Source organism: Kroppenstedtia guangzhouensis, from assembly GCF_014637345.1.
In the GTDB taxonomy this organism is placed as follows: Bacteria; Bacillota; Bacilli; order Thermoactinomycetales; family DSM-45169; genus Kroppenstedtia; species Kroppenstedtia guangzhouensis.
The window spans coordinates 316,820-342,031 of the sequence record NZ_BMEX01000005.1 but is presented as its reverse complement, the minus strand read 5'-3'; the positions used below and the strand labels follow the sequence as shown (position 1 = coordinate 342,031).

Annotated in this window: 39 protein-coding genes; all 39 read right to left on the bottom strand. The window is 50.2% G+C overall.

All coding sequences use genetic code 11. From position 1 onward, the window contains the following. Position 1 precedes the first annotated feature (1 nt). The 39 genes from IEV46_RS10035 to IEV46_RS09845 all read right to left on the bottom strand — a co-directional run bounded on the left by IEV46_RS10035 (position 2) and on the right by IEV46_RS09845 (position 25,085). A complete protein-coding gene (locus tag IEV46_RS10035; protein WP_188432426.1) occupies positions 2-661 on the bottom strand; it encodes a hypothetical protein in 660 nt (219 codons plus the stop codon). Positions 662-673: 12 nt separating this feature from the next. Then, positions 674-1,732, bottom strand: coding sequence for a CHAP domain-containing protein (locus IEV46_RS10030; protein ID WP_229736030.1), 1,059 nt, complete (start codon positions 1,730-1,732; stop codon positions 674-676). Then, positions 1,686-2,303, bottom strand: a complete 618-nt coding sequence (locus IEV46_RS10025; RefSeq protein ID WP_009710655.1) for a hypothetical protein — start codon at positions 2,301-2,303, stop codon at positions 1,686-1,688. Before IEV46_RS10025 ends, IEV46_RS10030 begins: the two co-directional genes overlap by 47 nt. Further along, complete coding sequence (locus IEV46_RS10020; RefSeq protein ID WP_188432424.1) at positions 2,300-4,249, bottom strand: acyltransferase family protein; 1,950 nt, start codon at positions 4,247-4,249, stop codon at positions 2,300-2,302. The genes IEV46_RS10025 and IEV46_RS10020 overlap by 4 nt, the downstream gene beginning before the upstream one ends. Then, entirely contained in the window at positions 4,246-4,695 is a 450-nt protein-coding gene (locus IEV46_RS10015; protein WP_009710653.1) for a hypothetical protein, read from the bottom strand. The genes IEV46_RS10020 and IEV46_RS10015 overlap by 4 nt, the downstream gene beginning before the upstream one ends. Then, a complete protein-coding gene (locus IEV46_RS10010) occupies positions 4,695-7,352 on the bottom strand; it encodes an ATP-binding protein (RefSeq protein ID WP_188432423.1) in 2,658 nt (885 codons plus the stop codon). The genes IEV46_RS10015 and IEV46_RS10010 overlap by 1 nt, the downstream gene beginning before the upstream one ends. A gap of 41 nt (positions 7,353-7,393) precedes the next feature. Continuing rightward, the gene (locus tag IEV46_RS10005) at positions 7,394-7,867 is read right to left on the bottom strand and encodes a TcpE family conjugal transfer membrane protein (protein ID WP_009710651.1); all 474 of its coding nucleotides are present in this window, start codon (positions 7,865-7,867) and stop codon (positions 7,394-7,396) included. A 6-nt stretch (positions 7,868-7,873) separates the two neighbouring features. Further along, the gene (locus IEV46_RS10000) at positions 7,874-8,170 is read right to left on the bottom strand and encodes a hypothetical protein (RefSeq protein ID WP_009710650.1); all 297 of its coding nucleotides are present in this window, start codon (positions 8,168-8,170) and stop codon (positions 7,874-7,876) included. A gap of 13 nt (positions 8,171-8,183) precedes the next feature. Then, positions 8,184-8,987, bottom strand: coding sequence for a conjugal transfer protein (locus tag IEV46_RS09995; protein WP_040387545.1), 804 nt, complete (start codon positions 8,985-8,987; stop codon positions 8,184-8,186). Positions 8,988-9,042: 55 nt separating this feature from the next. Continuing rightward, positions 9,043-9,906: a tyrosine-type recombinase/integrase gene (locus tag IEV46_RS09990; RefSeq protein WP_009710648.1), complete on the bottom strand. Its 864-nt coding sequence runs from the start codon at positions 9,904-9,906 to the stop codon at positions 9,043-9,045. A gap of 330 nt (positions 9,907-10,236) precedes the next feature. Next, positions 10,237-10,386, bottom strand: coding sequence for a hypothetical protein (locus IEV46_RS09985; RefSeq protein ID WP_009710646.1), 150 nt, complete (start codon positions 10,384-10,386; stop codon positions 10,237-10,239). 21 nt (positions 10,387-10,407) lie between these two features. Beyond that, positions 10,408-10,560 carry a hypothetical protein gene (locus IEV46_RS09980; RefSeq protein ID WP_188432422.1) on the bottom strand — a complete coding sequence of 51 codons (153 nt, stop codon included), beginning with the start codon at positions 10,558-10,560 and terminating at the stop codon, positions 10,408-10,410. A 1-nt stretch (position 10,561) separates the two neighbouring features. Further along, complete coding sequence (locus tag IEV46_RS09975) at positions 10,562-11,152, bottom strand: hypothetical protein (protein ID WP_009710644.1); 591 nt, start codon at positions 11,150-11,152, stop codon at positions 10,562-10,564. A 4-nt stretch (positions 11,153-11,156) separates the two neighbouring features. Further along, positions 11,157-11,642, bottom strand: a complete 486-nt coding sequence (locus IEV46_RS09970; protein WP_052528785.1) for a hypothetical protein — start codon at positions 11,640-11,642, stop codon at positions 11,157-11,159. A gap of 67 nt (positions 11,643-11,709) precedes the next feature. Continuing rightward, positions 11,710-12,300: a metal-dependent hydrolase gene (locus tag IEV46_RS09965; RefSeq protein WP_040387544.1), complete on the bottom strand. Its 591-nt coding sequence runs from the start codon at positions 12,298-12,300 to the stop codon at positions 11,710-11,712. 63 nt (positions 12,301-12,363) lie between these two features. Then, the gene (locus IEV46_RS09960; protein ID WP_009710641.1) at positions 12,364-12,639 is read right to left on the bottom strand and encodes an HU family DNA-binding protein; all 276 of its coding nucleotides are present in this window, start codon (positions 12,637-12,639) and stop codon (positions 12,364-12,366) included. 22 nt (positions 12,640-12,661) lie between these two features. After that, positions 12,662-13,333 (bottom strand): class D sortase, LPxTATN-specific, encoded by a 672-nt coding sequence (srtD, locus tag IEV46_RS09955; RefSeq protein ID WP_009710640.1) that lies wholly within the window; start codon positions 13,331-13,333, stop codon positions 12,662-12,664. A gap of 12 nt (positions 13,334-13,345) precedes the next feature. Then, positions 13,346-14,050, bottom strand: a complete 705-nt coding sequence (locus IEV46_RS09950) for a hypothetical protein (protein WP_040387543.1) — start codon at positions 14,048-14,050, stop codon at positions 13,346-13,348. 128 nt (positions 14,051-14,178) lie between these two features. Beyond that, entirely contained in the window at positions 14,179-14,376 is a 198-nt protein-coding gene (locus tag IEV46_RS09945) for a hypothetical protein (RefSeq protein ID WP_009710638.1), read from the bottom strand. A 251-nt stretch (positions 14,377-14,627) separates the two neighbouring features. Next, the gene (locus IEV46_RS09940; protein WP_229736029.1) at positions 14,628-15,305 is read right to left on the bottom strand and encodes a DNA-methyltransferase; all 678 of its coding nucleotides are present in this window, start codon (positions 15,303-15,305) and stop codon (positions 14,628-14,630) included. Between the two features lie 319 nt (positions 15,306-15,624). Further along, positions 15,625-16,782, bottom strand: coding sequence for a helix-turn-helix domain-containing protein (locus IEV46_RS09935; RefSeq protein WP_229736021.1), 1,158 nt, complete (start codon positions 16,780-16,782; stop codon positions 15,625-15,627). A 27-nt stretch (positions 16,783-16,809) separates the two neighbouring features. Further along, a complete protein-coding gene (locus IEV46_RS09930) occupies positions 16,810-17,466 on the bottom strand; it encodes a hypothetical protein (protein WP_009710633.1) in 657 nt (218 codons plus the stop codon). Positions 17,467-17,748: 282 nt separating this feature from the next. Beyond that, positions 17,749-18,255, bottom strand: coding sequence for a hypothetical protein (locus IEV46_RS09925; protein ID WP_040387542.1), 507 nt, complete (start codon positions 18,253-18,255; stop codon positions 17,749-17,751). Positions 18,256-18,361: 106 nt separating this feature from the next. Further along, the gene (locus IEV46_RS09920) at positions 18,362-18,928 is read right to left on the bottom strand and encodes a sigma-70 family RNA polymerase sigma factor (RefSeq protein WP_009710631.1); all 567 of its coding nucleotides are present in this window, start codon (positions 18,926-18,928) and stop codon (positions 18,362-18,364) included. Continuing rightward, the gene (locus IEV46_RS09915; protein WP_188432421.1) at positions 18,912-19,064 is read right to left on the bottom strand and encodes a hypothetical protein; all 153 of its coding nucleotides are present in this window, start codon (positions 19,062-19,064) and stop codon (positions 18,912-18,914) included. The genes IEV46_RS09920 and IEV46_RS09915 overlap by 17 nt, the downstream gene beginning before the upstream one ends. Next, a complete protein-coding gene (locus IEV46_RS09910) occupies positions 19,065-19,352 on the bottom strand; it encodes a hypothetical protein (RefSeq protein WP_009710630.1) in 288 nt (95 codons plus the stop codon). It lies immediately after the preceding gene. A gap of 3 nt (positions 19,353-19,355) precedes the next feature. Then, positions 19,356-19,520 carry a hypothetical protein gene (locus IEV46_RS09905; RefSeq protein WP_009710629.1) on the bottom strand — a complete coding sequence of 55 codons (165 nt, stop codon included), beginning with the start codon at positions 19,518-19,520 and terminating at the stop codon, positions 19,356-19,358. Continuing rightward, complete coding sequence (locus tag IEV46_RS09900; protein WP_009710628.1) at positions 19,505-19,666, bottom strand: DUF3970 family protein; 162 nt, start codon at positions 19,664-19,666, stop codon at positions 19,505-19,507. Before IEV46_RS09900 ends, IEV46_RS09905 begins: the two co-directional genes overlap by 16 nt. Before the next feature lie 19 nt (positions 19,667-19,685). After that, positions 19,686-20,948 (bottom strand): DNA phosphorothioation system sulfurtransferase DndC, encoded by a 1,263-nt coding sequence (dndC, locus tag IEV46_RS09895; protein ID WP_009710627.1) that lies wholly within the window; start codon positions 20,946-20,948, stop codon positions 19,686-19,688. After that, positions 20,942-21,214, bottom strand: a complete 273-nt coding sequence (locus IEV46_RS09890; protein WP_009710626.1) for a hypothetical protein — start codon at positions 21,212-21,214, stop codon at positions 20,942-20,944. The genes dndC and IEV46_RS09890 overlap by 7 nt, the downstream gene beginning before the upstream one ends. Positions 21,215-21,216: 2 nt before the next feature. Continuing rightward, entirely contained in the window at positions 21,217-21,501 is a 285-nt protein-coding gene (locus IEV46_RS09885) for a hypothetical protein (protein ID WP_040387541.1), read from the bottom strand. Positions 21,502-21,595: 94 nt separating this feature from the next. Further along, a complete protein-coding gene (locus IEV46_RS09880) occupies positions 21,596-21,907 on the bottom strand; it encodes a hypothetical protein (RefSeq protein WP_188432420.1) in 312 nt (103 codons plus the stop codon). A gap of 57 nt (positions 21,908-21,964) precedes the next feature. Further along, entirely contained in the window at positions 21,965-22,204 is a 240-nt protein-coding gene (locus IEV46_RS09875; protein ID WP_009710623.1) for a hypothetical protein, read from the bottom strand. An 11-nt stretch (positions 22,205-22,215) separates the two neighbouring features. Then, positions 22,216-22,398: a hypothetical protein gene (locus tag IEV46_RS09870; protein ID WP_009710622.1), complete on the bottom strand. Its 183-nt coding sequence runs from the start codon at positions 22,396-22,398 to the stop codon at positions 22,216-22,218. Between the two features lie 3 nt (positions 22,399-22,401). Beyond that, on the bottom strand, positions 22,402-22,611 hold the full coding sequence (locus IEV46_RS09865) for a hypothetical protein (protein WP_040387539.1): 210 nt from the start codon (positions 22,609-22,611) through the stop codon (positions 22,402-22,404). A 64-nt stretch (positions 22,612-22,675) separates the two neighbouring features. Next, positions 22,676-23,542, bottom strand: coding sequence for an ATP-binding protein (locus tag IEV46_RS09860; RefSeq protein WP_083820578.1), 867 nt, complete (start codon positions 23,540-23,542; stop codon positions 22,676-22,678). Next, positions 23,460-24,446 (bottom strand): phage replisome organizer N-terminal domain-containing protein, encoded by a 987-nt coding sequence (locus IEV46_RS09855; protein ID WP_009710619.1) that lies wholly within the window; start codon positions 24,444-24,446, stop codon positions 23,460-23,462. Before IEV46_RS09855 ends, IEV46_RS09860 begins: the two co-directional genes overlap by 83 nt. Before the next feature lie 53 nt (positions 24,447-24,499). Then, positions 24,500-24,814 carry a hypothetical protein gene (locus IEV46_RS09850; RefSeq protein WP_040387537.1) on the bottom strand — a complete coding sequence of 105 codons (315 nt, stop codon included), beginning with the start codon at positions 24,812-24,814 and terminating at the stop codon, positions 24,500-24,502. Further along, positions 24,774-25,085 (bottom strand): SH3 domain-containing protein, encoded by a 312-nt coding sequence (locus IEV46_RS09845; protein ID WP_009710617.1) that lies wholly within the window; start codon positions 25,083-25,085, stop codon positions 24,774-24,776. The genes IEV46_RS09850 and IEV46_RS09845 overlap by 41 nt, the downstream gene beginning before the upstream one ends. Positions 25,086-25,212: the final 127 nt, after the last annotated feature.

The following is a 25,212-nucleotide window of genomic DNA, read 5'->3' as shown; positions in this document are numbered from 1 at the left end:
TTCAGGCTTTGTACTCCTTTTGATACATCTGATATCCCCACCGGCCAGCCTTCCACGCACCAGCCAACACCATCACCGATAGGATCGTCCAGATGGCTTTTTCCACAGGTGGCCATATATCCACCATGAAAAAGAAACCGCCCGCTGTGTAAAACCCTGCTATGATCCAAAGCGAAAAACTGGGATCTTTTCTCATCAACCCGACAGTCGCTTTCACAGTCAGCCGTAATCCCATGCTAAATACGAAGATCGCTACACTTAAAAACAGCGATTTTTCCAGTCCTTTTGTGTTTGGGAGAACTGTTGCCGGGATCATCTCCGCCGTCCACAACCCCAAAAGCAAACCTCCAAACAGGGCAATGCACCCAGAGGTGATCACCCAGATGGCCCCCTCCCTGGCTCCTTTAAGGATCCATCCAATGCCCACAGTCAACAGGAGGAGACTGAAGAGGTGTGGTGCAATGGACTTGAAAAAGGAAAGCGGAACCTCAAGCCCCATCACCTCCGTCATCCCCATCCAACTGAGAATATATCCCACCCCTGACATTCCAACAGCCAACCAAGGCGAAATCTTGGAGGCGTGCTGCCAACTCTTCATCACTGGAGATATCGGAAAGTGGATCACCAACAAACCAAAAACAATAAGCATCCATCCAAACATCCAGATCACTCCTCATTTGAAATGCAAATAGTAGCTGGGCTGACTGGCCGGAAGTGTCCGACGGGAGAAGCTATACGGCTTGTAGTTGTACTCTTCGATGGTGATCTGGTCTCCCTTCACCTCCGTCACATAAGCCACATGACCGAATTGGCTGGCATGGTTCCCGGCCTTCCACTGTGCTACTGCCCCCGGAGCCGGTGTCTTGTTCACCTTGATACCTCCGATCTGTCGGGCATTCACATCCCAGTTGGTGGCGTTTCCAAACCGTCCGCCCTTCATATGGTTGTGAAAGGGGATCCCGGCATCGTTCAAGCGCCACGCCACAAAGGAGGTACACTGCCGGTTGTAGAACTTCCATGCGTCTACACCGGTGACGCTTGCATTCCGATATGGGTACGCCGTAGGAGACGAACCCTTCGCTTTTCCGGACTTCCCCGCTTCTCCACACTTGTACGTAGCTCCGCCCAGCTGCTTCATTTGTGCCTTAATCCCGGTGACCCAATGTTTGTTTAATCCAAGTGGGTCGTTTTCTGCACCAACGGGTGCATATTTGGGACCGATTTTCTCGGGGGTAGTGAGTCCAAGCTTGATATACAGCCGGTATAAGTTGCTTGTCATCCGGTCAATCCCCTCATCCAGTGAAGAAAAGGACATCGGCCCGTTTTTTTCCCTCAATCCACCAGGATTGTTCAAATCCCGGACCTCATCTGAGGTTCCGTTTCCAGTCTCATGCATGGCGATGGCCGCGACCAAAATGGGATCAACGCCATGCCGTTCCCCGGCATCGATAAAGACTTTCCCTTTCCCCTTGAAGACCCCCTTGTTTTTCAATTTTTTATCTAACCTTTCAGGACTAAGCCGCTTTGAATCCGACCAGCAATAAACCTCTTTGCCTTTTTTACTGTTTTCATTCTCTATCGAAATCGCCCCAAGGATAGACAGAAATAGAATCAGCCCCATAAAGCCGATAAAAAACATCCCCGCCACGGCTCCACAGCCGATGACAGGGATGATCGCTTTCCATTTACTCTTCTTCGATTCCTCCGATTTGGAGGGGTTCGGCTCCGGCATCGCCACCTGGATTCACCTCCTCCACCACCCATTTATCTCTCTCTTTCCCTACAACCACCTCATACAGGGACCAGGCTTTCTCCGCTCCGCCACGGTCAAAAGTGGTTTCCGTCTGTGCTTTCACCGTCCAAACCCAACCCCCGACGTCTTCCGCTCCCGCTGCCGTTTCCACCTTCAACACTTTGGCCTTTTTGATCCCGTCTGGATAATCCAGCCCTTCCCACCCTTCAGCCATTGTGGAGGAGAGGTACGGCCTCATTTCTTTTAGCTTCTTCTCCGGATCCTTGGCATCAAAAGATAAATAAGCCCGGATAAACCGGGCCACCACCTGTTTCGTTTCCTCGCGAGCTTTTTCGGCTTCATCCTCTTTCACCACTTCATCCGTTCCTTCCGCCTCAAAAGGCTCCTGATTGGGCTCTTCCGGCAACGCTTTCTCTTTGGCGGTAGGAGGCTTCGTCTCCGCTTCTTCCCCCCCGCTGCCCCAAAACATCACGACTGAGATACACATCCAAATGAAAACCGCCCCCAGAAACAACACCCATTTCCGAAAAGCGGATCTTTGCCGACTCATATTTTGGTCACCACCTTGATTCCGGTCCTGAGGGCGATTTTCCCGGCTGCCTTCGCCGCGGCCTTGGTTCGTTCATCCTTCATAACCGCTTTTACCCGTTCATATTTCTGGCCGTTCACAATCCGGCCGTTTTGGATCGACCGTTTGGTTGGCACATAAGTGACCCCGTTTCCGCTTATCGGGCTACTGACGGGCAGGGCCGTCTGTCGCCGGGTAGCTGCCGTGGTTGCCGGAATCGCCCGATTCGTTGTTCCTCCGATCATCCCGCCTGGTGCGGAACCTTGCGGAGCGCCGCCCCTTCGGTACAGACCATCTGGTGTTTCTTGCTGGCTGGTAGTGTTTCTTATCGGCTCCACATACCGAGGGGGCCGCTTTGACCCGGAGGAGCCCATCAGGTAGCTCTGAAGGTAGGCTTTTCCGCCCTGGTACATTGCCTTTCCGGATCGAATCCCGACCCCGGCGCCTTTAGTCGCCAGCTCCTCCGCCGCCTTCGCTTTATTTCTTGCCCACATCTCTGCCCGGTTTTGGATCTCCTTGGGTGTCTGCCTGTTTAGATTCTGTGTAAAGTTTCGGGCCTGGGTCATCGGGCGTTTCAAGATCTGGAAGACCTTTTTGTGTTTCCAGATGATGATGACGAGCAAGGCGATCTGGATCACAATACTTCCAAACCAGCCCCATCCCCGAAAAATCGTGTACAGCTGGGTCGATATCAACAGGTACAAGGACAGCAAAAAGACGGCCACGATTTTGTATAACCCGGCTCCCAGCCATTGCTGGAACCAGTTCACGATGGACCAAATGCCCCCTTTGGGCCAGAGAGCATACAGGAATACAAACGCCGCCAGCCCTCCCAACAGGAGAAAACCGATGCTGTATCCCGCTACAAAGAGTGAGAGCACCAGCAACAGAGGGATGAAGATCACCGCACCAATAAACGCAAAGAAGGTGATGGTTCCCCGGGACATCAGTCCGCCCCAGCCGGTCATGGAAGAGTAGACGGGAGCGTCTTTCTTCTTTTTCGTTCCGAACACATTCTTAAAGTGTTTCTCCAGCTCCTCCACTTTCCCACCAACAAGGGGGACATCTTTCAAAAAGCTGACAATCGCGTTCTCATCCACTTTTACAAGTGCTTCGGTATAGTCGTTACGTTTTTTAGGATCTTTTTCATTTAGCATCTTGTACGTTTGTTGAGCAATCGGGTCCTTTGACTTCGGACTGATCTTCGCGTTGGGATCTTTCATGGTCTCCCCAAACTCCCCCAGTTGCCAGGGGATGATTACAAAGTTCCTCCAGATCTGATTGCTCGTCTCCACCATGGCTTCTTTCCCCGGTTCAGTAGAGACTTCCTCTCCTTCTTCACCTTCTTTTTTATTTACAGAGTTCATCCCCAAAACAATTTCATCCCCGGCCTTGGAGCTGAAATCATCCACCTGGGTGAAGACAGTGTACATATTGTTGAACAACAGTGAGGCCAACGATAGCAGGAGCAGGCTCTTCCCCACTTCCTTCATCGAGTCGGCATACCGGTGCCGTATCAATTCGAAGAGGATATAAACCCCCATGATGGTGAATCCGGCATGGAGGAGCGCATCGAAAAAGGTGCCTCCCAACTGCTCCACCAAATCAGAAACGGCTCTCGCCAGCGTTTTAAAACCGGGGATCTTGTACCCCAATTGATACAGATAGATCCCCATCTTCACCGTCAGGGCCACCATCACCATACCCCAACCAAACATAAAATTGAGTGTTTCTTGAATCAGCCCCACCCCGCCGGGGTAATAACCGTCAAAGTGATAGGCTTCAATGTCAAATTGCTCGTACAGTTCATTTTCCGGATCGTTGGCAGGAGAGTGGCTGGGCAACATGTTGTCCAGCGCACTATCTGCAAACACGGGTTCAGGGGTTAACACCAACAAAAAAAGAAGGAGGAGCCATCCCTTTCTCATGGGCGCTCCACCCTCTTCCAACTATCCTCGTCTGCAAACTGATTGATTTCGATTTGATTAATCGACTCGTGATCAAAAACACTCCATTCGCCATCCTCTTTGTAAACCTCTACCCTAATATAAGTCTGATCTGGCATCCGGATGTAGTAGGTTCCCCTAGACTCGGTTAATGTTTCTCCTTTCATAGGTTGGATTTCAATTGGGCCATTAGTTGACTTCCTCACTATCCCTGTCCTATCTTTTCCAGCAAGCTTTTGAGCCCTTTTTTCGTCCCCGTCCACATATTTCGCCTTATAAAACTCGATCGCGGCTCGCTCCCCCGGCGTCAACCCCGGTCCCTTGGGTTCCTCCGGCTGCTCCTGTGTAGACGCCTGCCCGCTGCACCCCGCAGCCACCAGGAGGACGGCCAAGACTCCCCCCAACCATTTCAGCCTATGGGATCGCATTAACTCACCCCCTTTGCTTTCGATTCTCCAACCGTAATCCTATTCTCGCGAAGATGCCCAAATTCCTTCTCCCTCCTTCGGTTTGCCTCCGGTCGGGTATCAAAAGCCCGAAACAAGCGCGGATCCAATCGTTCCAGATCCAGTTTCACTTTTGCGACGCGATCATCCAGATCCCGCATCAGCCATTCCCCAGGACCTAACCCCATGATTTCGTTGAGGTTTTTCCCGGTTGGTGGAATGCCCAAAATGTCACAGGCGGACTCCGCCTCCGCTTCATCCCCCACTGAGAAGCAGAACCGGTACCCCAGGTTGGAACGGATCTCCTCTCCGCCGTCCTCCCCTTTCCGAAGTTTTTTGTCCTGCTTGGTTCTCAAATCCCGGGCATTGTGAACGATGGTCATGACATCCGCATCTTTACTTCGGCACGTCCGCATAAACTCCCGGTACGCCATTTCCCCTTCCTTCACTTCGATCAGCCGGTGGTTTTCCTCGAAGATCACGCCCTTTGGAAACGGCGTTGGCCGGTTGACGAAGCGTCGGGCAAATTCCGTCATGGCGATCAACAATGTCATATTCAAGCGATAATCCGGTCTTCCCTCCTGGGGCATCTGCAAACCTTGCATTTGAAGCAGGGTCAGAGGATAGGAAAGATCAATCGGCTTTTCGCTTCCGTCCCCAAAAAGGAGCTGGGCCTGAGACTGTCGTGCCTTCCGGTTCAAGTTGGCCAGCACCCGGGCCACATCATCCCGAGCATGTTCGTTCAGCACCAGATCCGGATACTTCCGTTCCCCGGTGGCAATGGCCCGTAAGTGATCCAACACCCGCATCATCGAGGGATGATCCTCCTGAATCGTTTCATGGACGGCGTAACCCAGAGCCGTCCCTGCCCAAGAAGAGTCCGATTCCCCTGAAAGAAACAGCAGCATGCTTTCCGCCAACTGCTCCTTGTACAACCGTTCCTCCGGATCCTCCCCGACTCCAATCAAAGGATCAAACTTTCCTTTGTCCCTGACGGAATTGCTAATGGATACAATATTCGTCAACTCGGCCAGCTCCGGCAGTTCATGCGCAATCGCCCAAAGCTCATCCTTGGGTTCGAACAGGAGCTGATGCACCCCTCTTTGTAGCCGCCGGTACATCAGGTAACATTTCAGCATCGTTTTCCCCCGACCCAAAGAGCCCAAAATGAGGGAAGACGACGTTTTTGACAAATGCTCCCGCGCCCTCCGCTCATCCATAAACACCGGGGTGTTCCCTCGCGCCCACTGATCGATTTGATCCTGATCCGCCCGGGTGCCCGTCATAATCGTAGTGCCCAGAAAAATCCCCGCTGGGTCCCCCACTTCCGTGGTTGCCAGGGGCATCAAGCTGGAGATGAACTCCGCCGTCGGCCGGACAATATAGTGACTGTTGATCTGTTCCGCCCCGGGCAAAGTAGACTGGTATAACGTTTTCTGTTCAGTTCGGGGGATCTCCAAGCGCAATCCGATCTCTTTCATCTTGGAGATCAATTGCCGTCGCCGGTTTTTCACTTCTTCCGTGGTATCCCCCCATACACAAAAGACCAGGCGCATCTTGAAAAGTGGGGTTTTCTCCTGCTCCAGCCGCTCATCCAGCTCTTCGTTTGTGGCCTTTCGTTCCGCATCCCTTCCAATGTCCCTTTGTTCCGTCTCCTCCCCTTTGGACCTAACGGTATGCTTGATTTGCCCTACAATCAGGTCATACTTTTTCTTCAGCTCTTTTCGAGCTACCTGGTTGGACATCTGCTCCAAATCCATGTCGATCTCGACGGGAAATGGGAGTTCCTTTGCCTTTTGGAATGCCTCCGACCGATTCGGAAAAAGAATGGCCGGGGGCAGCCAGGAAGTGGACAAAAACTGAAAGTAACCCGTCCGGGTCTCCTCCGGGAAGTCTTTCCGCCAGCGGACCATCCCCATCGGTTTTTTGAAATTCAGGTCCACATCGGTTAGCCCCCGCTCCACATCCGCTTTGGAAACGTGGATGTAACCGTCCCGGACCAAGAGGTCCATCGGCTCTTCCTGCATCCCCGGACTGACTCCCCGACAACCGCAACGCTCCGTGAGATAGAGTACCTCTTCCTCGGACAACGGGGTAATCCCGCCGTGAAAATAGGTCGTCAGGTACTTAAAAACATCCCGCTCCGCCTGTTCAAACCGTTCCCATTCTGTAACGGGAAGCCGATACCGCTCCCCTCCCACGAACTGATCGGTCATCGCCAGCGGATCCCGCACCAGTTCAAAAAATCCCCGCTGGATTTCCTCCAACCAGTCTCCACTGACGCTCTCCATGCTCACCCGCAATACCAGCATCTCCCGGCTGGGAACCAACGCCTGCAAGACCCGCTCCACATTGGCCAGAGAGGTTTTCCAAGCCTCCCGCAAGCACTCCGGCACCTGATCGGGATCATCGTTCACGCTTTCCCAGGGCGAATAGGGGATCGGAATCGACTTGAAGCCCACATGATAGGGGCACTCATTCAAGAATTTTTCCAGGTGGTTCCGCAGTTGAAACCGTTCCCCGTCCGAGAGAAACTCGTAATTCAGTTGCGGAATGTGATAAAAACCATGCGCCTGCCCGTTTTGCGAAACGACAAGATTTGCGGAACGGAGCAGAACGGGAAACCTCATCTGTTTCATCTTCTTGCCTCCCTCAAAAAATGAAATGGCGGCTTTCCTGTTCAGGAAGCCGCCATCGTCTTGTTGGATCGGCGGAACCATCTCTTCCGCCGTTGTTTTTTCTTTTCTTGCTTTTCCCCTGGGTAATACCGATTGAGAATGACCAACCGGCCCGGAGAGGCATCCACTGGATTCAACGCCCCATCCGTCTCTTTTTCCGTAAACATGTAGCGAAAAAAGGAATGGCACCACTGATACAAATACTTTCCTTCAGGCTTGATCTTTTTCAGCAAAATCGTCAAGCCGATCGGAATCACTCCATATTGAGTCAACGGTTCAAAACCGAGCCCCATGGAGTCAAACGCATAAGCCAGCACTTCCAAAAGAATGAAGAAAAGACCTTCCTGGAACTCAATAAAAAATCCCGGAAGGTATGGCAGCTTCACCCACACCCGAATGGGAACGTTCCATCCCTCATGATAGGAATAGACGGTCTGCACGTTAAAGGATCGGCGATATTCATCTTCTGCAGACATTTTTCATCAACCTTTCCGAGTAGCCAAGCCTTCCAAAAACTCGACCACGGTCTCGAGAAAATCCGTCCCTAAAACAAAGAGACCTGCCAATGCAATCCAACCAATAATATTCAGTATCCTCGGACGCAATTGCCGAACACAGATGTGGATCAATATCAAAACCGATGCGACTAAAAAATAGGCTTCTTTCAGGTTCGGACGAAGCCAGTCACTAAAGTTGTTAACGACTCCCCACAAAGACGAATTTTCCGGGTCAGCCAGATAAATTCCCGCGGTGGCCAGGTACGTCAACATGTCTGTCATCAAAAGAACCTCCCTATTCCTCCAGTGGAATCACTGGATTGGTTTTGTCAATGAGCCATTTCGATCCGCTTTTCTTGAGCCAAAATTCATAGGTCTGAGAAACCACCTGTCCGTCGATTCGAAGGGATGCATCCGCCTGGACATAGACTTGACCATTTTTCGGATGACTGATCTCCATTTGCACTCCCTTCAAAAACTCCCCCTCCAGATCCAACACCATCCGAGGGCGGCTGTCCAAAAACAAGTTGGAGAGATCTTCTGGGGACCCCCCTGCATAGTTCCGGAAGAAGGATTGGACGATCTGCCGGACTCCTGCCTCCGCCTTCCGGTCATCGATGGAATCGATCTCTGGGGAATCCGGTTTTTTCGCGGTTCCCGGCTCCGGAACGAAGGTCGGGATCCCATACACCCCATAGCTCCCCCGATCCGCCACCACCGGCACCTCCAACCAGAGGACCCGATCTTTTTCTCCCCGGGCCCGGATGGTGACCATCACCCGGTGATCGTCCAGACTCCGAGCCCCCCAGGTGATGATGTTTTCCACCTTTTGCGGTTTGGGAAGGCTGTTAGGCACTTCAAATCCTTTGGCCGCATATTTTTGGGCTTCCTCCAGATTCCCGGTCAGCCAGTAGTTGGTGAAATACAGGGCATAGGTGGCGGCTCCCTGGGTGGAGTCCACCGACACCCCGGTGGGTTGTTTGGACTCCTCCGCCGCCGGAGCGACCTGAGAAGGAAACAGGGCGTTATACGCCCCGACTCCCACGATCCCCAGCATGAGGGTAGTGGTCGTGGTGATGCGGATCTTTCTCCAGTTCATGACGTCCTCCTTTCTTTGCATGAAAAAAAGCCTTTCGGCCCGGTACCTATCTTGATCAAAGTCGGTCAATCTTCTCCAGCATTGACTTCCGGCTGGGGTGGGCATAAATCAGGGTGGTGTTGACGTTGGCATGACCGGCAATCTGCCTCACCTCCTCAATTGTGTATCCCGCCTCCAAAGCCCGAGTGCAAAAAAAGTGCCGAAGGCTGTGCGGTGTAATCTCCGGATTCACCCCTGCCTGTCGGCTGTACTTTACCAGTAGACTGTATACTGTTTTCCGTGAAATCTGCCGTCCGCGTGAACTGACAAACAAATAAGGGCTTCGTTCCGCCGTTCGGTATTGAGGCCGGGTGTCCCTCAGGTAGCTTCGGATGACCTGAACCAGGCGGGTACTCAGCGGAATCTCCCGCCGCTTCTGCCCCTTCCCAAACTGAACCACCAATTGTCTGGCCGGGAGGTTCACATCCTTTATCTGAAGGTGGATCGCCTCAGATACCCTTAACCCCGTGTACGCCAAGAAGAAGGCCAGGGTGTAATCCCGCCGGTTTCCGGATTCCAATATCACCTGCAGAAACCGCTCTACCTCTTCTGTCGTATGCTGGGTGGGCGATTCGTTTCCGGCCTGTGCCTTCCACCGGTCCCGTTTGAGGATCACAGTATCCGACTGAACGCCGCTTTCAATCCAGAAAGCATTCAACCGTTGAAGTGCCGCCAGATGAGAGTTGTATGTGACGTGCCCCACCTCCCGGACCTTCAGATCCTGAAGGTAATCCACAATGTTTTCTCTGAACAACTCCCGGGGATCCCGTCCATACTTTCCGTTGAACCAATCGAAGTAGCTTCTGACTCCCCGGATGTAACTCTCGATCGTGTTCGCAGAATAGCCGTTCATTTCCATCCAGCGACGGAAATCATCCAAGGCCTCTCGTCCTGATTTATTATGTCTCATCGCATTTCTAACCTCTGCCTTTCTGTTATGTCTCAAAAACCCATCGAATCCCCACCGCTTTTCCCTCTTTTTCGGACATAATTCCCATTATGTCTATCCCATTCAAGAACTTATCCTGACCTTTATCGTAGGTCTGTAGGTTTACCTTGGATTATTTCAAATGGTGCTCCCACCAACCCGGAATAAGCCCGGTCCATATTTTCTTGCCCAATTACAATCAACCCACCGGAAAGTACAAGTAACAGCAAAGCAGTGATTCCAATTTTCCTCACTCATCTCACTCCTTTGGTTTCTTATCTCTCAATTGAATCCCCACACGAAGTAAACAACAGCAACTGAAACAGCCGTACCGATGACAATCGACAACATCAAAAGAAAATCAATCGGGTCAGCCAAATAAGAAAAAACTATCCCAAAGATGAGAAGGCCGAAAAACAAGACCGTTTCCAACCTATTTCCCTCCCCTGTTTATTACCGGAACCACCTTCCCATCAGTCGGCCCGTCACTTTTCCAGCCAGCCGCCGCTTTAACCTCTCCTTCACTCTCCCCTGTCGTACCGCATTGATGTCCCCCAAAAACCGGGCCGCGCCGTATAACAGGGTTCGGATCTTTCCAATGCTCATATCAGTCATCCTCCAGCTCGACTGATGTTTCCAATCGACTCGGATGAACTGGTTTTCTTCCAAGAGCCCAGAAAAGCAATGAGCTACAAATCAAACTTCCTATCAACAACAATAAAATCGCATCCAAAACTCTCATTCCAAACGAGTTTGTTAAAAAATATTTCATCCAAAAGCTTATACCTATCGTTGATAGGGCGATAAAACCCAACTTCATTTCGAGTGAAATTAGGTCGCCTTCCCGCAATGGAGTAATCACCTGGTCTGGATAGTACCTTTCATAGCTCCGTATCGTGTGTTGAAACATTTGGTCGACCCTGACATTCCCTAGCACAGACTCTGTAACATAGAAACGGTGATAGTATATCCTTTTCCAAGGGAAGGTTTGTGCTATTTTACCGGAGCGCTTTTTCCACAACGTCACCTTGCAAATTCTTTTCTCGATTTTCTTCGTTACGTCCTCCGCAATCCAGTCCCAGCTCACCCAATACTCTTCTCCAGTCTTCTCGGATATCACCTTATAGCGACTCTCACGAGGAGTAACTTTTGTTTTACCTGGCTGGTAATGATCCCGGAAAATCACCCGCTGTTCCACTTTTTTATCCTCCTTCTACTCGTACCAAATTCCCATTGGTCTCCATATGAAAGGCTGTCCCTGTTAACCTCTCCCTTTGAAGCCGCTCATTTTCTCGCTTCAATTGGCGTATCACCTCCTCTTTTCTCCGGATCTTCTCCTTCAACTCCTTTCTTTCACACTCTCTCGCTGCCCAACGATCCCTCCACCACCGCAAATAGCGAATCATCCAGTTGACCAACCTAGGAATTTCTTTTTCATCCCATCCGTCTTCCAGGCGGAGCTTGGATCGTGTCCGAACGGAACGGGCCTGCTCCTGTGCGATTTGCAATGACGCTTCATATTTTTTTCGCAACACGTTGTTCCACCGGAATCCACAGGCTTCCGGTGATCGGCCTAACCGTTCTCCTGTTTCCGCAAACGCTGCTAATTGAGTGCTTCCGTCTTCGATGTGTTTGAATATGGTTTCCGCCAGCAATTGATCCTCATGTTTGCTCCACTTCCTCGCCATCTCTCCTCCAACCCTTTCGTTTTTTCGCATAACAGAAAGCAGCCCGAGACCGCCGGACCGCTTTGTCTTATGCGAAAATTAGCCAAATCAACATGAGCCCGGACCCCCATCCGGCCAAAGTGCCAGTCACCTGATCAGTTGTTCTTCCTGTCCGGATTCGCACCCCCACATTGCTCAGGCTTACTCGCTTCTGCCACGGCCAAAACAGCGGAACACCTTGGCTGGTTACTGCATCCGCCAGTAAATGTGACAAATAACCGGTTCCCACCGCCAGGGTGTAGGTGGAGAAAGCCTGAAATGTTACCCATACCACAGCAACCAAGGCAAGTAATGAGTGCGTGAGTCCTCGATGGGGAGCCACAGCAGTTAATACGGCAAACAGACTCAATACCAACACCCACAACGGTAACGAATACAACATAAAACCGCCGACACCCGCCAAGCCTATAACAGCAAGAGCCGCTGATCGGTAAGATCGTGGTAACCTTCCAAACAGTGCTTGATTGATTTTGCTGGACTGCTCATCTAGATCTGGCAGAAGTGCCGCTACAGTGGCCGCAGCTAAGGTGAAAACCAACTCGCCTCTCTGGGCCTCGGTATACCATGCTACCGCCGTACCCGTAGCCAACCCGAGCGATGCGTGTGTCTTCCCAGTCATAGAGATCCTCCTTTGAAAGGAATAATAAAGGCGTCCCGCTTGTGGCAGGACGCCCTGATTAATTTATCCATTGACGACTTCTTTCAACTGCTTTCCGGGCTTGAACGCTGGGATGCGTTTCGCCTCAACGTGAATTGTTTCTCCTGTCTTCGGGTTCCGAGCCATTCGTGCCGCTCGTTCCCGTACCTCGAAGTTGCCAAACCCGAAAAGAGAGACCTTTTCCCCGCGTTGCAAAGCTTCGGAGATCTGATCCAAGACTACATCAACCATTTGTCCGGCTTCTGTTTTGCTCTTCCCCGTTTCCTGCGCCACCCGTTTGGTCAATTCCGTTTTATTCATGATTCATCTCTCCTTCATTTTGTTATTTTTGAACATCCACCAGATCCGCCTGAACGATGTATCTCTCAGGACTCCCGATTGCATTGAAAGGATAGCAAGTTATCACGGTAAGCTTTGATGATTCGTGTGAAACAATCACGGACCGATCATTCTCGTCTGTAATCCAATGCTTGGTCACTTCATAGGTAAACGTCCCTTCATGTTTCGTCTTAACAACAATTTCATCACCCTTCTTCAGCTTCCCGATCTTCCCGAGTGCCGATTCTCGATGTCCGGCTAAGACTGAATTGTCCGGTTCCCCCGGGAAAACGGAGGTGGCATAGTGGCCGACACCCTTCCGCAATTCTTTCACACCAGTCCCCTCCACCACCGGAAGCCGAACTTTCAAAGCGGGGATCTCCAGATCCGCAAACCGCTCCCCTTTCTTGGGAAGGTGTTGCCAGACGACTCCAGAGTCCTCCTCTGATACCCGTACTTGGGATAAAGCGATTCTAATCGCTTCCTCTCCCACCTTTTCAGGAGTGGCATTCACCTGCGGGAGTGGCTTTGCTGACTGGCCCAGTGTTGCTTGCTGATACCAATCGACTCCACCGTAAAGGAGAAGGGCGAATCCTCCAAGAAGAAGGATCCGCCCGATCAACTGCCTTGGATACCACCATGGATAGTTCAGATAGTATGGCTTTTTACGAAACATCAGCAATCACACCTACCCACGTCGGAAGCGGAACCGTTTTACCACCGCACCCCCCACCATCAGTCCAGCCCCCATAAGGGTTGCCAGGGGACCGGGTGCAGCGGTCTTCGGCATCTTCCCACCATCTTGGGTCTCGGGTGTCCGCTTGGCTTCTTCTTCAGTCGTCCCGGCATCCGCTTTTTCACCCTTGCTCTTTTCGCCATTGGGAGCCCCCTTCTCTTCTTTTCTCTCCGAATCCGACGCGGCAACTTGCTTTTCTTCAGATACATTCACCGGTTTTTCCCCAGCGGGTTTCATGGCAGATTTTGAAACGTCGCCTGTCGCTCCGTTCGCTCCACTTTCACTTTTGGAAGCTGAGGAGGGAGGTGTTTGCTGTGAAGAAGCCTTTTCTTCGCTCCTTGCTGGGCTCCGCAGCTCCTGTTTTGGCGGCTCCTGTGCGGGCTTTTCCACTGCTTTGGGCTTCTCTTCTACCTGCCCACCGACCTCAGCCTGGACCCGAGGTTCCGGTTGGGGCTTCTCCTCCGGCGTTGGTTCCACTTCCGATTGCGGCGCCTCCTCCACTGGAACGGACTTCACTTCCGGTGTTTCCACTTGGGCTGGTAGATCGCTGGCCGGGGTTCCGTCCGGGTTGGCAAAGACCGCCGCCGTCCCTCCAGCCGCCACCATGCCCAGAGTCACCGTTGCTACGGGAATCACTTTTTTCATGTTCTTTTTCACTCAACTCTCCCTTTCTTGTGTTGAATTGTGAGCAAAAGAAAAACACCCTGTTGGGTGCCTATTCTTTCGATGTTTCCGTGTCCGCTTTACTTCGCCCCAAGTTCAACACTTTCCGAAACATTTCCTCATCAATAAGAAGGTTCGTTTCGTCTGGAAGCCACAGCAACCTTTGTCACCTCCTTTCGGATTCCCTCACCCAACTTTCCAAAGGTTAACCCCTCCGGCCAGTCTGACTTTGGATCTACGAAAACGATCCTCGCCCCCCTTTGTTCCAACTCAGCCAATCGTAACATGCTTTGCATAGCTTGGAGGTGTCCCATACTCATTTTTCATCCCCCTTTGGTTCAGCTTCTATGGTCATCAGTCGACCGGATCGCCTTCCTCATCGAAAACGACAGTCACATCCCGATATGCTCCACAAGCGCAAGTTGAAACAGCTTCATCCGGATCCGAAATCCGTTCGTAACTCACTTTTTCACATGATCCGCAGTATACTTCCGCCGTATAAACATCGTATCCACCCATCTTAATCGTCCTTTCCATTCCGTTTACAAGAGTAAGCACCCTACTGGGTGCCCTATCTCTTGATCGAATCAACCTTTTCCAACTCCGTCTCCGCCCGAAGCCGCTCCTTGGAAACTTCCGCATAGTACGGATCCCGCTCGATCAGAACATAATGGCGGCCGGAGCGCAAACAAGCCACCCCAGTCGTTCCACTACCCGCAAAGCTGTCCAGAACCAAGCCATGTTCAGGACACACCACAGAAATGAGACGTTGGATCAGATCCACTGGCTTTTCTGTGGGATGCTGACCGTTTCGGACCGGCTTCTGGGAAAGGACATTGCCCACGTCTCTCCGTTGCGGCACGCCCTTTCCTTTTGAAAAGTGGAGAATCAACTCATGTTGGTTCCGGAAGCAGGCCCCCATGGTGAAGTAGGTTTTGTCCCAGACCAGCAGGGAGTTGTACCGAAAGTCGGCACTCTCTATGGCCGCCGCCAAGTAAGGCATCATCCGCCAGTCGATGAAGACCAGAACATGACCGCCTGGCTTCAACAATCGGTTCCACTCCAAAGCGCACTGTCGCATAAACCAAAGAAAGCCCTGGGTGGAGAGACCGTCACCCCCGAACCACCGGCTGGATTTGGTTGTCGTCATCCGGTTTCGCTGTCCTTTCCCCGACTCCTGTCGGGATCCGCTGCAGTATGGTGGGTCCGTAATGACCGCATCCAGAATTTCCGACGGCAGGTTTTTCATTTGCTCCAAACAGTCACCTTCAATTACTTGATTGAGAAAACGTTTATACCCCTCCTCTGCAAAAAATAAAAGGCACTCGGATATACCGAATGCCTCTCAACCTATTGTTTATTTTGTTTTCAAAACCTCGCTTATTCCTGTTATACCCGATTTCCGCTGTTTTTTTCCGGAGGTTTTCCGGTGTTTTTCCGGTACTTTTCCGGTTTCTTTTTCACTTTTATAGCATGCCATTTTTAACATATAGATTTCCTATCTCCATGTTAAGGGCAACTTACCTAAAACAGGAATGTACGTTCGGTTCCTTGGTGATAAAAAAAACTTACATCCCCATTTTTTTTCGATGTCTGAATCGAATTATGTTTTGATCGGAAACAATCTTATCAGAAAGAGTTCCCGTTTCTAAATTCGCATAGATTTCCAATTCACCTTTTGTGAGACCTAGATACCGCTCGATATCTGACTTATTTATAACATTATGTTTTATAAGCGCTTTGATTGCTTGCTTGAGTACAGTAGGTTGTTCAAGTTCAAACTGTTCATCCAAAGGTTCATGTTTTCTCCAATTGTTTTGACCAATTTTCCTCATAATATTCCTGTACTGAAATTCACTAATAATATCAAGATCACGTGCACGATAAGCCATTGCTTGTATAGACACCTTCCACCTCTTTTTCAAATTAATAAGGTATTCTAGAGAAGTAGAAACAAATTCACTGCTGAAACTTTCAACAGGCATTAAGAAAGCTGATGCAAAACGGTCCGCTTCGGATTCGATCAATTTCATGTTCTTTTCAAATTCATTACGCTTTAGATTAGAATGTAACACCAGATGACCCAACTCATGGGCTACATCAAATCGTGAACGCACAGAAGATTTTTCTGTTCCTAATAAGATAAAAGGTCTTTGATCATCACGCCAAACAGAACAAGCATCAACTTTTTGATCATTAAAATCAGCTCTAGCAGCAATAACGCCTTTCTTTTCAACTAGAAGCAATACATTACTAATTGGACCGTTACCCAACCCCCAAGATCTCCTTACTTCCACAGCCAGTTCATCTATATCATCCATATCGGTAGGAAAATATATGGGGGAGGTATTTATTTTCGGAATAAGAACTTTAGGGAAATCTAGAATTTTCTCTAATTCCACACTAATATCCTGTAGCCAGTTAATCTTTATCTCATGTAATTTTTTAGATCTAGATGTTGTTGCAGCTTTGCTACGAAAGAAAACAACTGAATCCTCAATTCCTCTATGAATTGGTTTATAAAAAAAATGAATAGGGAGATTCAGTGTGAAAAGCAATTTTTGAAAAACCATCCCACTAGGTACAGCCTTTCCATTTTCATATTTGGATATAGACTGGTGAGAAACTCCTACTCTCTCGGACAATTCTTGGATGGTTAATCCTCGAGCCTCCCTCCCTTCACGTAACCTCTCTGGTATAAAATTGCGACGAAGATCATTCAACACCACGACTCTCCACCTCTTTACAGAAGCCTAACTACCAATTTCCTTACTAAATTCCTTAAAGCGAATCATTTCTTCCTCAGTAATTTCTTCCTCTGGCACTTGTTCAACTGCACTTCTCTCTAGCTCATCTATTAACTCTATACGATAAATCCAGTTCTTTTTACCCGGTATCCCCAGATTAACAAAATGTGGTTCACTTCTTTGATAACCGTGTGTCAACAATAAAACCCGATCCTGATTGATATTCACGCCAAGATCTTCATCAAACAAATCCAATCTACCTTGACCATACTCATATAAGTCATCTCTGAAATCTGCTTTTCTTGGCACCTTAGTAGAGGATTGAACCTGACTTACTGTTATTGTAACTGTATTCGTACACAACAAGAAATATTGAAAGGTTCTAGGTTTGTTATGGTCAAGTTTAAAATCTAAGGGAAGCTTCCCTTGCTCAATAATTTCCTTAAACGCAAAAGCAACACCAACATTTAAGAGATCACCTCGCTGTTGACGCCCAATCGACCAATTTAACATTTTGTTTGTTCTAATCAACTCATCAGTATATTGATACCCTTTTCTTACAATCGGAACAAAATTACTCCGTATTTCAAACGGGACAGTCTCGTTAATAACCTGACTCGGAGCCTCCGGGACTGTGACGATACCATTGTTCCAAATTACCAACTACTAACCCCTCCCGCAACTTTTTGCAACTATATTACTAAATCCAAACTCTTTTTGCAACTAGGGAGAGGCCACATTTTACTGTCTTAGTGACAAAAAACCTGATAATGTCCAATAGGAAAGGGCATTCAGATTCCCGAATGCCTAACCTATTGTTTATTTTGTTTACAAAACCTCGCTTATTCCTGTTCTACCCGATTTCTTCGGATTTTTTCCGGAGGTTTTCCGGTACTTTTCCGGTTGTTTTCCGGTCACTTTTCACCATACATTCTTCGGGATACCCTATAGCTGATCCCCCAACACATCCAACACTTCCGCAAGAACCTCATAAAACCTGCTTTTCTGGATCCGCATCTGTATACAAGTGCTCTCCCACCGCTCTTTCTGAAAATAATACCGCCTCACGATCTCCGCATGAAAGGGGTTTAGCTCGTTTACGGCCATCTCGATCACATTCAAATCCCGTTTTAAGTCGTGCAATCTTAGTTCATTTTCCATGATCGACAAATGAAGTTCATCTCTCTTATCCACCAGCCGGGCCACAAGATCACCGACTTTATCTGAAACACCTTGCCCCCCGGGCATATCCATCGTTTCGTATTTGGGAATCATGTATGAATGAATTTGATCATCCAAGTGCCGGAGAGCTTCCCGGTCCTGTTCAATCAACCGCTGAAGGCGTTGGGCCTTCTTGTCAAGGTCTGGCCAAGAGAGTAGCCGATCCCGTACCCGCCTCCGGGCATCAGTTCCGAAAATGGTCAACTGTGCTTTATCCACCATGCGACTCATCCAAACCCTCCCTTTGAAAGAGGTTTCCCCCTCCCCGGTCTTGCGTTAGACTCGGGGAAGAGGGGTTGCCTGCCTCTCGTTTTCTCCCCTTAAGGATGGAGGGGCTTTATCTTACCATCTGCCGCCGCAGCTTGCGGATCGCTTTCTGTTCGATCACACGGATCCTCTTTTCCGGAACATCGAACAGCTCCGCGATTTCACCCTGGGTCCATTGTTTGCCGAAGCGAAACGAGATCACCTCCCGCTCCTGATCAGTTAGATCAGCCATGCTCTCCTCCAGAGCAACCCGGTTACTTACTGTGGTTTCAACCTCGTCCGGATCCGTTCCCAAGGTATCCATCAGCCGGATCTCGTCATCTTCCCCACCGCCTTCCACCACATTCTCAACGGAGACTTCCATCGCCGGATTATGCCGTTTCAGAGCCCGCAACTCGTGTAGGATTTCGCCTCGAATATAGTGGAATGCGAAAGTTGAAAACTTCACTTTTTTGATGCCTGGATTATACCGGTCAACAGCCTTGATGAGTCCAATGAATCCGATCTGGACCAAATCATCCCATTCCATTTTGGACTGTCTGAACTGGTTCGCAACAAAGTACACTAACCGTTGATGCTGTTCCACCAACTCCTCACGTAAATCCCGACCCATCACTTTTTCAACCGGCTTTGCCACTCACTTCGCCCTCCTCTAGATGTTTTTCTTTCATGGCATCTGTAACAATGTCTATCGCAAGCTGGATCTTTTTGTTTCGCGGGTCCTGCTTTCCGGCTGCCCAGAGGTGGTGTAATGCCTCTTTCAGTGCTGACATTTACCCGTTCTCCCTTCGGTATTCCTGAAGAGCCGTAAATAAGAACCTACTTTCATCCCGTGTCAGCTGATAATAATCATCGTAGGCAAGTCGCTCCCCCTCTTGCAGTTTTCCCGTAAACCAAGTGATGTTCAGCTGGCCGGAACCGATCCGCCCTTTCTCCTTCGTCTTCGCCTTCGGGCGGCAGGAAAGGCAATATTTTTCGTCCCTGTATGCCTTGTCGAAAACATCCTGTTGCACGCTGATCTTTCTCTTGCATTCCTGACACTCGAACTGAACAATTTTCACCCGTCATCCCTCCCGGTTCAATTTTTCCGCCAGAGCTTCTGCCTGTTCCATCGTGACAAAGTCGGCAAATACCGTTTCCCCACCGTCGTCGTCCACTTCCACAACCGCATATAGGTAGTCAATGAACCCCAAGCATTCTCCCGTCTTTTTGATTACCTTGTAGTGCATACCACCACCTCCACATACGTGCGAACCATCTCATTGTTCCGGTTCTGGTACGGCTCCGATACATTCATCACCTGAAACACCTTTCCCAAACGCTCCACTGTCTCTTCAACCTTCTTCCGGTCTCCCATCACCCGGATCTTGACCATGGGGATCCCCTCCCGTCGTCTATGCAATATTTTTTGCTTCGGCTTTCCAAATGCTTTGGATCATGGCGATCTCATCCGGTTGTATAAGCCGGATATCATGTCCGCTTTTTCGTACCACTCTTTGAACATTCAAGAGCCGCCGGAGTATCTTTCTTCTAGCCCTTAGCGTGAACGGTCCAAGACCCAACACATACTCCTCAGGAAACAGCAGTCCCTCATCCTTCTCAATGATGATGTCTTCCTCGATCGTTCGAAGGTCAACAGCATCCAAATAGTCATCAAGCCTTTCATAGACCACCCGGGGCGTGTTGGGGTTCACTCCGGGGTTCTTAATCAGATAGATCCTCCCACCCGTCCGGCATTTTTGCCTCATCTTCCGATCAGACCGGATCTCCACTAGCCAATTCCGAAATTCCAGCAGTGGTCGAAGCCAGTCGGAGCCGCTTTGGATGAACCCGTTGAGGGATTTATCCTTGCTGACTACCGTGCAGGTCCAGCATCCGAAACGACTGCTCCCGCAGGATCCGGACTTCTTCATGCCGGGATCGATGACTAGGGGACAGTCGCCGCCGCTCGAATCCCGATACATCCGGTTCAATTCGTGATTGTCCCCGCCCCAGGGAGATGGGGTGCCCAAGAGATAGTCCCAAACATCTTCAGTAGAGAAGTTTCGAATCGGTGCAAAAGTGAATGCGTTGTGGAGGGTGGTATGCCGCATCAGGTCGGTTCCTTCGATACTATGCAATCGGATGGAGTCCCCCCGGGCTTTCGATTCATCCTCCCGGACACCTAGGACTACGATGACTTCGCCGTGCTCAGAAACTTTATCCATGATGAAGCGGTTGGCCGGGTCAATTTTCAGCCGATCGGTGCACCAGCGGAAGGTCGGAGTGGGTGAGGGATAGCCCCGTCCAATGAGATTGACCCAGAAGGATTTCTCGATATCCGGTCGGACTTTATGTGCCTCGACGGGAAGACCCTGTTCCCGGGCCGCCGTTTGGATCTGATTCAGTGCCAGATCCACCGTAGCCATCACCAGCGGGTTCTCCACCAGGGTATCGCTTGAGATCACATAAACCGGTTTTGTCCGGCTTTCCTCAGGCAGTTCGCTCAGTGCTTCAAACAGTAGTTGAACCACCACGGTGGAATCTTTCCCGCCGCTAAACCCCACGACCCAGGGACGAGTGTCGGCCAGATACGTCTGTTGGATCAGTGTTTTTGCTTCATCCACCACCGTCTGCTTCCCGTCCAGCAAATCGGTAATCAGATTGGTGATCAGCATAGAACTTCACCCTGTAAACCCAGCCGTTTCATTTCTTCCTTTGCGCCAGATACAAGATTTTGAGGACTTGTCACTCTCACGGCTCTGCCTGTATTTTCCACAACGATGGAGAAATAGGCGGTCTCCCCTTCCCCTGGAGTATGAGTTTTCAACAGATCTTCAACCAGCTGAACAAGTATCCCGTACACGTAGTGGCCGGTATCTCCGTGCCAGGCTCTGCTTCCTCCACCGTCAACCACAACCGTCGCTGTCACCTTTTTTCTCATCCCTATACCTCCATGGTCAGCATACCTCTCTCCGCTTGTAAGAGCTCGCTGACGGGTTTTAAATTCGTTCCGAGGGGTTTTGGTACCTGACCGGTCTTTTTTTCGTCTCTATCGCCCCGTTTCGTGACGGATGATAGTTTTTCTTTCACCCTCTCCCGTCGATCATGGTACTCTGTCATATCCTCCGGGAATAAGCGGGCCAGGATCGCCAAATCGTTGATCTCATCCAGTCGTTCGTCGATCTCCATCTGATCAATAGTTCGCTTCACCTTGTCGTCATGCGCCACCCCTTCCACCTCCTTGACATACCCCTCAGACCTTGTGAGCGGCGTGAGGAGTGGTTTAAATCCCGTCCGAGGGTCTTTGTACCCAAGCGCCTTTTTACACGTCTCTATCACGCCGATTTTTTTTTTTTTTGCCTTGACCAACTTTTCCGTGCTCCAACTCTTGAACCGCTTCAATGATCTCCGCCTTGGCTGCCATGATCTCGATCTTAAGTTCCTCGATGGATTCTGCTTTGCTCTTGAGAACCCGTTGGTCCAGTGCCCACTTGCAAAAGTGCTCCAGCTTGCTGAAGAAGGCGACAGGCCGGAGTGAAGGTTCTCCTCCGTCCTTCCTCTTGGCCGTTTCATTAGCGATCAGATTGTGATGTCCGTCAGATGTCAGCGTGTACTTCCCGATACGAATTTTCATGTTGGCCTCCTTTGCCAATCTCACAAATTCCTGAGCGATTTCACCGCCAAGATCTCTTCACCAGTCGCCCTCCCATTCATGGTCTTTCTGATCCACATCCCAGAAGGTTTCCAAGAAGTCATGTTGCACTGTCTTCCCCCGCTGAACCTCACATTCGATACAGTTGGGGATCATCAGCCCCACCATGTATTCCGGAACCGTAACCCTCCGGCCACACTCGGGGCATTGGTACCGGCCATACATCAGAAGATCCAGGTTATCGGGTCCTGCTCCTTCCCGCACATAGATGTTGCTCATTCGTATCCCCCTTAGGCCCTCGTGCTGAAATTCAATGACATGTGAATCTCTACCGTGACGGAGCCACCGCAGGCCCAGCACTCATATTCGATCTCGTCTCCATCGCCCGTGGTTTCATCCATGATCTCAAGATAGTCTTTTTCCACCGTCCCACAATGAGGGCAAATTGGGAAATCCGTGCACTCCAGATCCATCTCTCACCGCTCCTCTGCTTTCCGTAGTAGTTCCTGCCACTTCCTGAGTCCTTCCTGATCGCCCGACGCCGCACACTCCAGGGCCGCCTTCCGGAAGACACGAATCAGGGTCTTGTCTGCATCTCCCAGAACCTGCCGCTCCCAGCCTTGCATTTCGTTGATCAGTTCCCGGTTGGTCATTCGGCGGTAAAGATCATCATTTGGATGGCTCATAACTTTTCCGCCCCTTCTGTCTCTCGGGCCGCGGATCGATTTCCCCCTTGAGCGCCGCACGTTCTCACTCGCCCCCAGCCAATCTCTTCTTGGCAAGGTATCGCCGGTAAGACTCCCCTTTAAGCCGGATCGGCTGGGCTTGCCCGAGCAGACGGTCGAACAATCGTCCATGGGGATCCAGGGGTTTACCGTTTCGGTCGTATTTGAACCATTGTTCCAGCTCTTCCAATCCGAGATTGCTCGTGAAATTAGTCAACCTCCCTTTTCGTCCGTTGATGATCTGGAACAGTAGATCAAACTCATACTGGCTTAACGGCGTCAGCCCGATTTCATCCAAGGTCAGAAGTTCGCACCGGATCGCCGCCTGAACGTAATCCTGATCCGTCTTCTTGCTACTGTTGTTAAAGGTGCTTTTCGCCAGGCCGAACAGTTGCGGTGCGTCGATGTAGACAGAGGCAATTCCTTGTCTGCTCAGATGATTGTGAATCGCCGCTGTCAAGTGACTTTTCCCCACTCCAACTGGTCCGAACAGATACATTCCCGCTGATTGTTGCTTGAAATTCAGAGCAAAGTCCTTTGCCATCTGATAAGCTTTTTCGGAACCTTCCCGGGGGATAAAGTTATCGAAAGACGAGCGTTTCAGGTCATCGTCGATCAGCCCCTCACCATAAACCCGCCGGATATAGTCCCGCTTGTTCGCCAGCTCTCGCTCTTGCCTTCTACGTTCGGCGTCCTCCGAGACACATTTACAAACTGGGAGGGGGCGGATGGTTTTTCCCAACAGCTTGATTTCCAACCGACGGATTTCTTTTCGACAGCGCGTGCAGCAGTAGGCATAGGCCATGGGGTCATTCGATGACAAATTCTTCGTATCGATCTGCGGGTTCAGCGGGGGAAGAGCTTCCAGAAGGGCTGGTCCAAGGTGGTTCATGTTGGGGTACCTCCTTGTTACTTTGTTTTTTGTTTTTCAACAGGATCATCTTCCTGTTGGCCTCATGTTCATCGGTGTTTCGCATGATCCCCAGTGTGTATTCTTCTTTTTTGTCGTCATGCTTTGTTAGGTGGATATACATTGCGTATTGAACGACAACTGGGGGAAACTGCTGCCATTTCTCCCAGTGGCTGAGGATGATGCTTTGGGAGATCCGTCCCGTCTTCCGTGTCAGCCTCAGGCAGTTGATATATTTGATCAAGAGATCTTGAGGAATAGGTAAGGGGTTGGAAGCCGATAGGCTTTCAACAAAGGTCTTTATATCCTCCGTGGAACAAAGATTTTCTCTCCCCCCAGTCCTCCCTCTCTTTTCTCTTTCTCTATCTTTATCTATATCTTTATCTTTATCTTCTTCTTTATCTGTTGCGTGACTTGGCGTGACTTCTTCCGGGACGTCACGTGACATGTCACGTGAATCATCGGAACCAGAGTCCGGATGAGGTTCAGGTTCTGGAAGCTCTTTTTGCCGTGCTCTCTGTCTCCGTTTACGCTCCCGGTTCTGTTTTCGGATCTTCTCCAGTCCGTCAATGTTCTGGTGCTTCTCCCAGTTGAGAATGCAAATCCCTTGTTCATTGACCTCGATCATTTGAAAGTCTGAGAAGGTTTGGAGTGCCAAATCCACTACTGTTTGAGGTTTGTTCATGATGATAGATAGCATTTGCGGGGTGTACGGAGTCCCTTCGTCTAAGTAGATATAACCTCGATCGTTCGTTTTTCCAGCTAGAGTCAATAGCCGAAGCCAGATAACTACCAATGAGTCTCCTTCAGGAAGTGCTTGAATCAATTTGACCTTTTCATCTTCAAACATGTTGGTCGAGATTCGTATCCAAGGAACACCAGCCATTACTTAGTCTCCCCTCCTCTTCCCTTCTACGTAAGCAATTGTGACCGCCCCATCTAGAAAAGTGATCCTTGTATGGATCTTGTATCTACTGGTTCATACACCGCACATTTCTTTCCGGAGATACTACAGGTTCGCTTCCCGGTCACTGCCACTTCCCCAGCTTCAACCAACTCATTCAGCCGGGGGTGCACCCGGTTCCTCTCCGGCATTGGAATGACTCCGCTGTTCCACAGCCGGACAGCTAGCTCGTTGGCCGTCAACCGAGGGCATTTCCGAAGCTCTCGCAAGACTACCGCCTGACGGGTCTCCAGCGTTTTCAGAACCGAATCATACGCTTGCCGCCGGGTCTCCCGTGTGATCGTTCCCATTGCTCTCCACCTCCCACGAGTTCACGATCCACCATTTTCCGTCCTCATAGACCAGTTCAACCCGATCACCAACTTCAAAGCAGGTTACACACTCAATGCCACCACGGACGGACTTGATGCGGAGCACCGCCGGATAGTTGGGGTCATTGATACCCGCCACACCACCCGTAACTCGCCCCCACCGGCCCATTGCCCTTGAGTGAACCTCTTCACCCTGTTTGATCAGATCCAGAATCCGCTGATGGAAGCCGTACCGGCGTTTTTGTTTCACTCTTCCTCCTCCTTCAAGCTCTTCAATTTTTGCCGTCGGTCGGCGGTGTTCACCCTCATGAGTGCTCCAAACATCACCAGCATTTCATGCAGTGAACTCACTTCATCCTTGAATCCGTGGTCATCGA

What these genes read in the sequence shown, in the direction of transcription:
- IEV46_RS10035 (WP_188432426.1), bottom strand. Translation starts at nt 661, where the DNA reads ATGTTTGGATGGATGCTTATTGTTTTTGGTTTGTTGGTGATCCACTTT.
- IEV46_RS10030 (WP_229736030.1), bottom strand. Translation starts at nt 1,732, where the DNA reads ATGCCGGAGCCGAACCCCTCCAAATCGGAGGAATCGAAGAAGAGTAAA.
- IEV46_RS10025 (WP_009710655.1), bottom strand. Translation starts at nt 2,303, where the DNA reads ATGAGTCGGCAAAGATCCGCTTTTCGGAAATGGGTGTTGTTTCTGGGG.
- IEV46_RS10020 (WP_188432424.1), bottom strand. Translation starts at nt 4,249, where the DNA reads ATGAGAAAGGGATGGCTCCTCCTTCTTTTTTTGTTGGTGTTAACCCCT.
- IEV46_RS10015 (WP_009710653.1), bottom strand. Translation starts at nt 4,695, where the DNA reads ATGCGATCCCATAGGCTGAAATGGTTGGGGGGAGTCTTGGCCGTCCTC.
- IEV46_RS10010 (WP_188432423.1), bottom strand. Translation starts at nt 7,352, where the DNA reads ATGAAACAGATGAGGTTTCCCGTTCTGCTCCGTTCCGCAAATCTTGTC.
- IEV46_RS10005 (WP_009710651.1), bottom strand. Translation starts at nt 7,867, where the DNA reads ATGTCTGCAGAAGATGAATATCGCCGATCCTTTAACGTGCAGACCGTC.
- IEV46_RS10000 (WP_009710650.1), bottom strand. Translation starts at nt 8,170, where the DNA reads ATGACAGACATGTTGACGTACCTGGCCACCGCGGGAATTTATCTGGCT.
- IEV46_RS09995 (WP_040387545.1), bottom strand. Translation starts at nt 8,987, where the DNA reads ATGAACTGGAGAAAGATCCGCATCACCACGACCACTACCCTCATGCTG.
- IEV46_RS09980 (WP_188432422.1), bottom strand. Translation starts at nt 10,560, where the DNA reads ATGAGCATTGGAAAGATCCGAACCCTGTTATACGGCGCGGCCCGGTTT.
- IEV46_RS09970 (WP_052528785.1), bottom strand. Translation starts at nt 11,642, where the DNA reads ATGGCGAGGAAGTGGAGCAAACATGAGGATCAATTGCTGGCGGAAACC.
- IEV46_RS09965 (WP_040387544.1), bottom strand. Translation starts at nt 12,300, where the DNA reads ATGACTGGGAAGACACACGCATCGCTCGGGTTGGCTACGGGTACGGCG.
- IEV46_RS09960 (WP_009710641.1), bottom strand. Translation starts at nt 12,639, where the DNA reads ATGAATAAAACGGAATTGACCAAACGGGTGGCGCAGGAAACGGGGAAG.
- srtD (WP_009710640.1), bottom strand. Translation starts at nt 13,333, where the DNA reads ATGTTTCGTAAAAAGCCATACTATCTGAACTATCCATGGTGGTATCCA.
- IEV46_RS09945 (WP_009710638.1), bottom strand. Translation starts at nt 14,376, where the DNA reads ATGAGTATGGGACACCTCCAAGCTATGCAAAGCATGTTACGATTGGCT.
- IEV46_RS09940 (WP_229736029.1), bottom strand. Translation starts at nt 15,305, where the DNA reads ATGAAAAACCTGCCGTCGGAAATTCTGGATGCGGTCATTACGGACCCA.
- IEV46_RS09925 (WP_040387542.1), bottom strand. Translation starts at nt 18,255, where the DNA reads ATGAGTCGCATGGTGGATAAAGCACAGTTGACCATTTTCGGAACTGAT.
- IEV46_RS09915 (WP_188432421.1), bottom strand. Translation starts at nt 19,064, where the DNA reads ATGTCAGCACTGAAAGAGGCATTACACCACCTCTGGGCAGCCGGAAAG.
- IEV46_RS09905 (WP_009710629.1), bottom strand. Translation starts at nt 19,520, where the DNA reads ATGCACTACAAGGTAATCAAAAAGACGGGAGAATGCTTGGGGTTCATT.
- IEV46_RS09900 (WP_009710628.1), bottom strand. Translation starts at nt 19,666, where the DNA reads ATGGTCAAGATCCGGGTGATGGGAGACCGGAAGAAGGTTGAAGAGACA.
- dndC (WP_009710627.1), bottom strand. Translation starts at nt 20,948, where the DNA reads ATGCTGATCACCAATCTGATTACCGATTTGCTGGACGGGAAGCAGACG.
- IEV46_RS09890 (WP_009710626.1), bottom strand. Translation starts at nt 21,214, where the DNA reads ATGAGAAAAAAGGTGACAGCGACGGTTGTGGTTGACGGTGGAGGAAGC.
- IEV46_RS09880 (WP_188432420.1), bottom strand. Translation starts at nt 21,907, where the DNA reads ATGAAAATTCGTATCGGGAAGTACACGCTGACATCTGACGGACATCAC.
- IEV46_RS09875 (WP_009710623.1), bottom strand. Translation starts at nt 22,204, where the DNA reads ATGAGCAACATCTATGTGCGGGAAGGAGCAGGACCCGATAACCTGGAT.
- IEV46_RS09870 (WP_009710622.1), bottom strand. Translation starts at nt 22,398, where the DNA reads ATGGATCTGGAGTGCACGGATTTCCCAATTTGCCCTCATTGTGGGACG.
- IEV46_RS09865 (WP_040387539.1), bottom strand. Translation starts at nt 22,611, where the DNA reads ATGAGCCATCCAAATGATGATCTTTACCGCCGAATGACCAACCGGGAA.
- IEV46_RS09860 (WP_083820578.1), bottom strand. Translation starts at nt 23,542, where the DNA reads ATGAACCACCTTGGACCAGCCCTTCTGGAAGCTCTTCCCCCGCTGAAC.
- IEV46_RS09855 (WP_009710619.1), bottom strand. Translation starts at nt 24,446, where the DNA reads ATGGCTGGTGTTCCTTGGATACGAATCTCGACCAACATGTTTGAAGAT.
- IEV46_RS09850 (WP_040387537.1), bottom strand. Translation starts at nt 24,814, where the DNA reads ATGGGAACGATCACACGGGAGACCCGGCGGCAAGCGTATGATTCGGTT.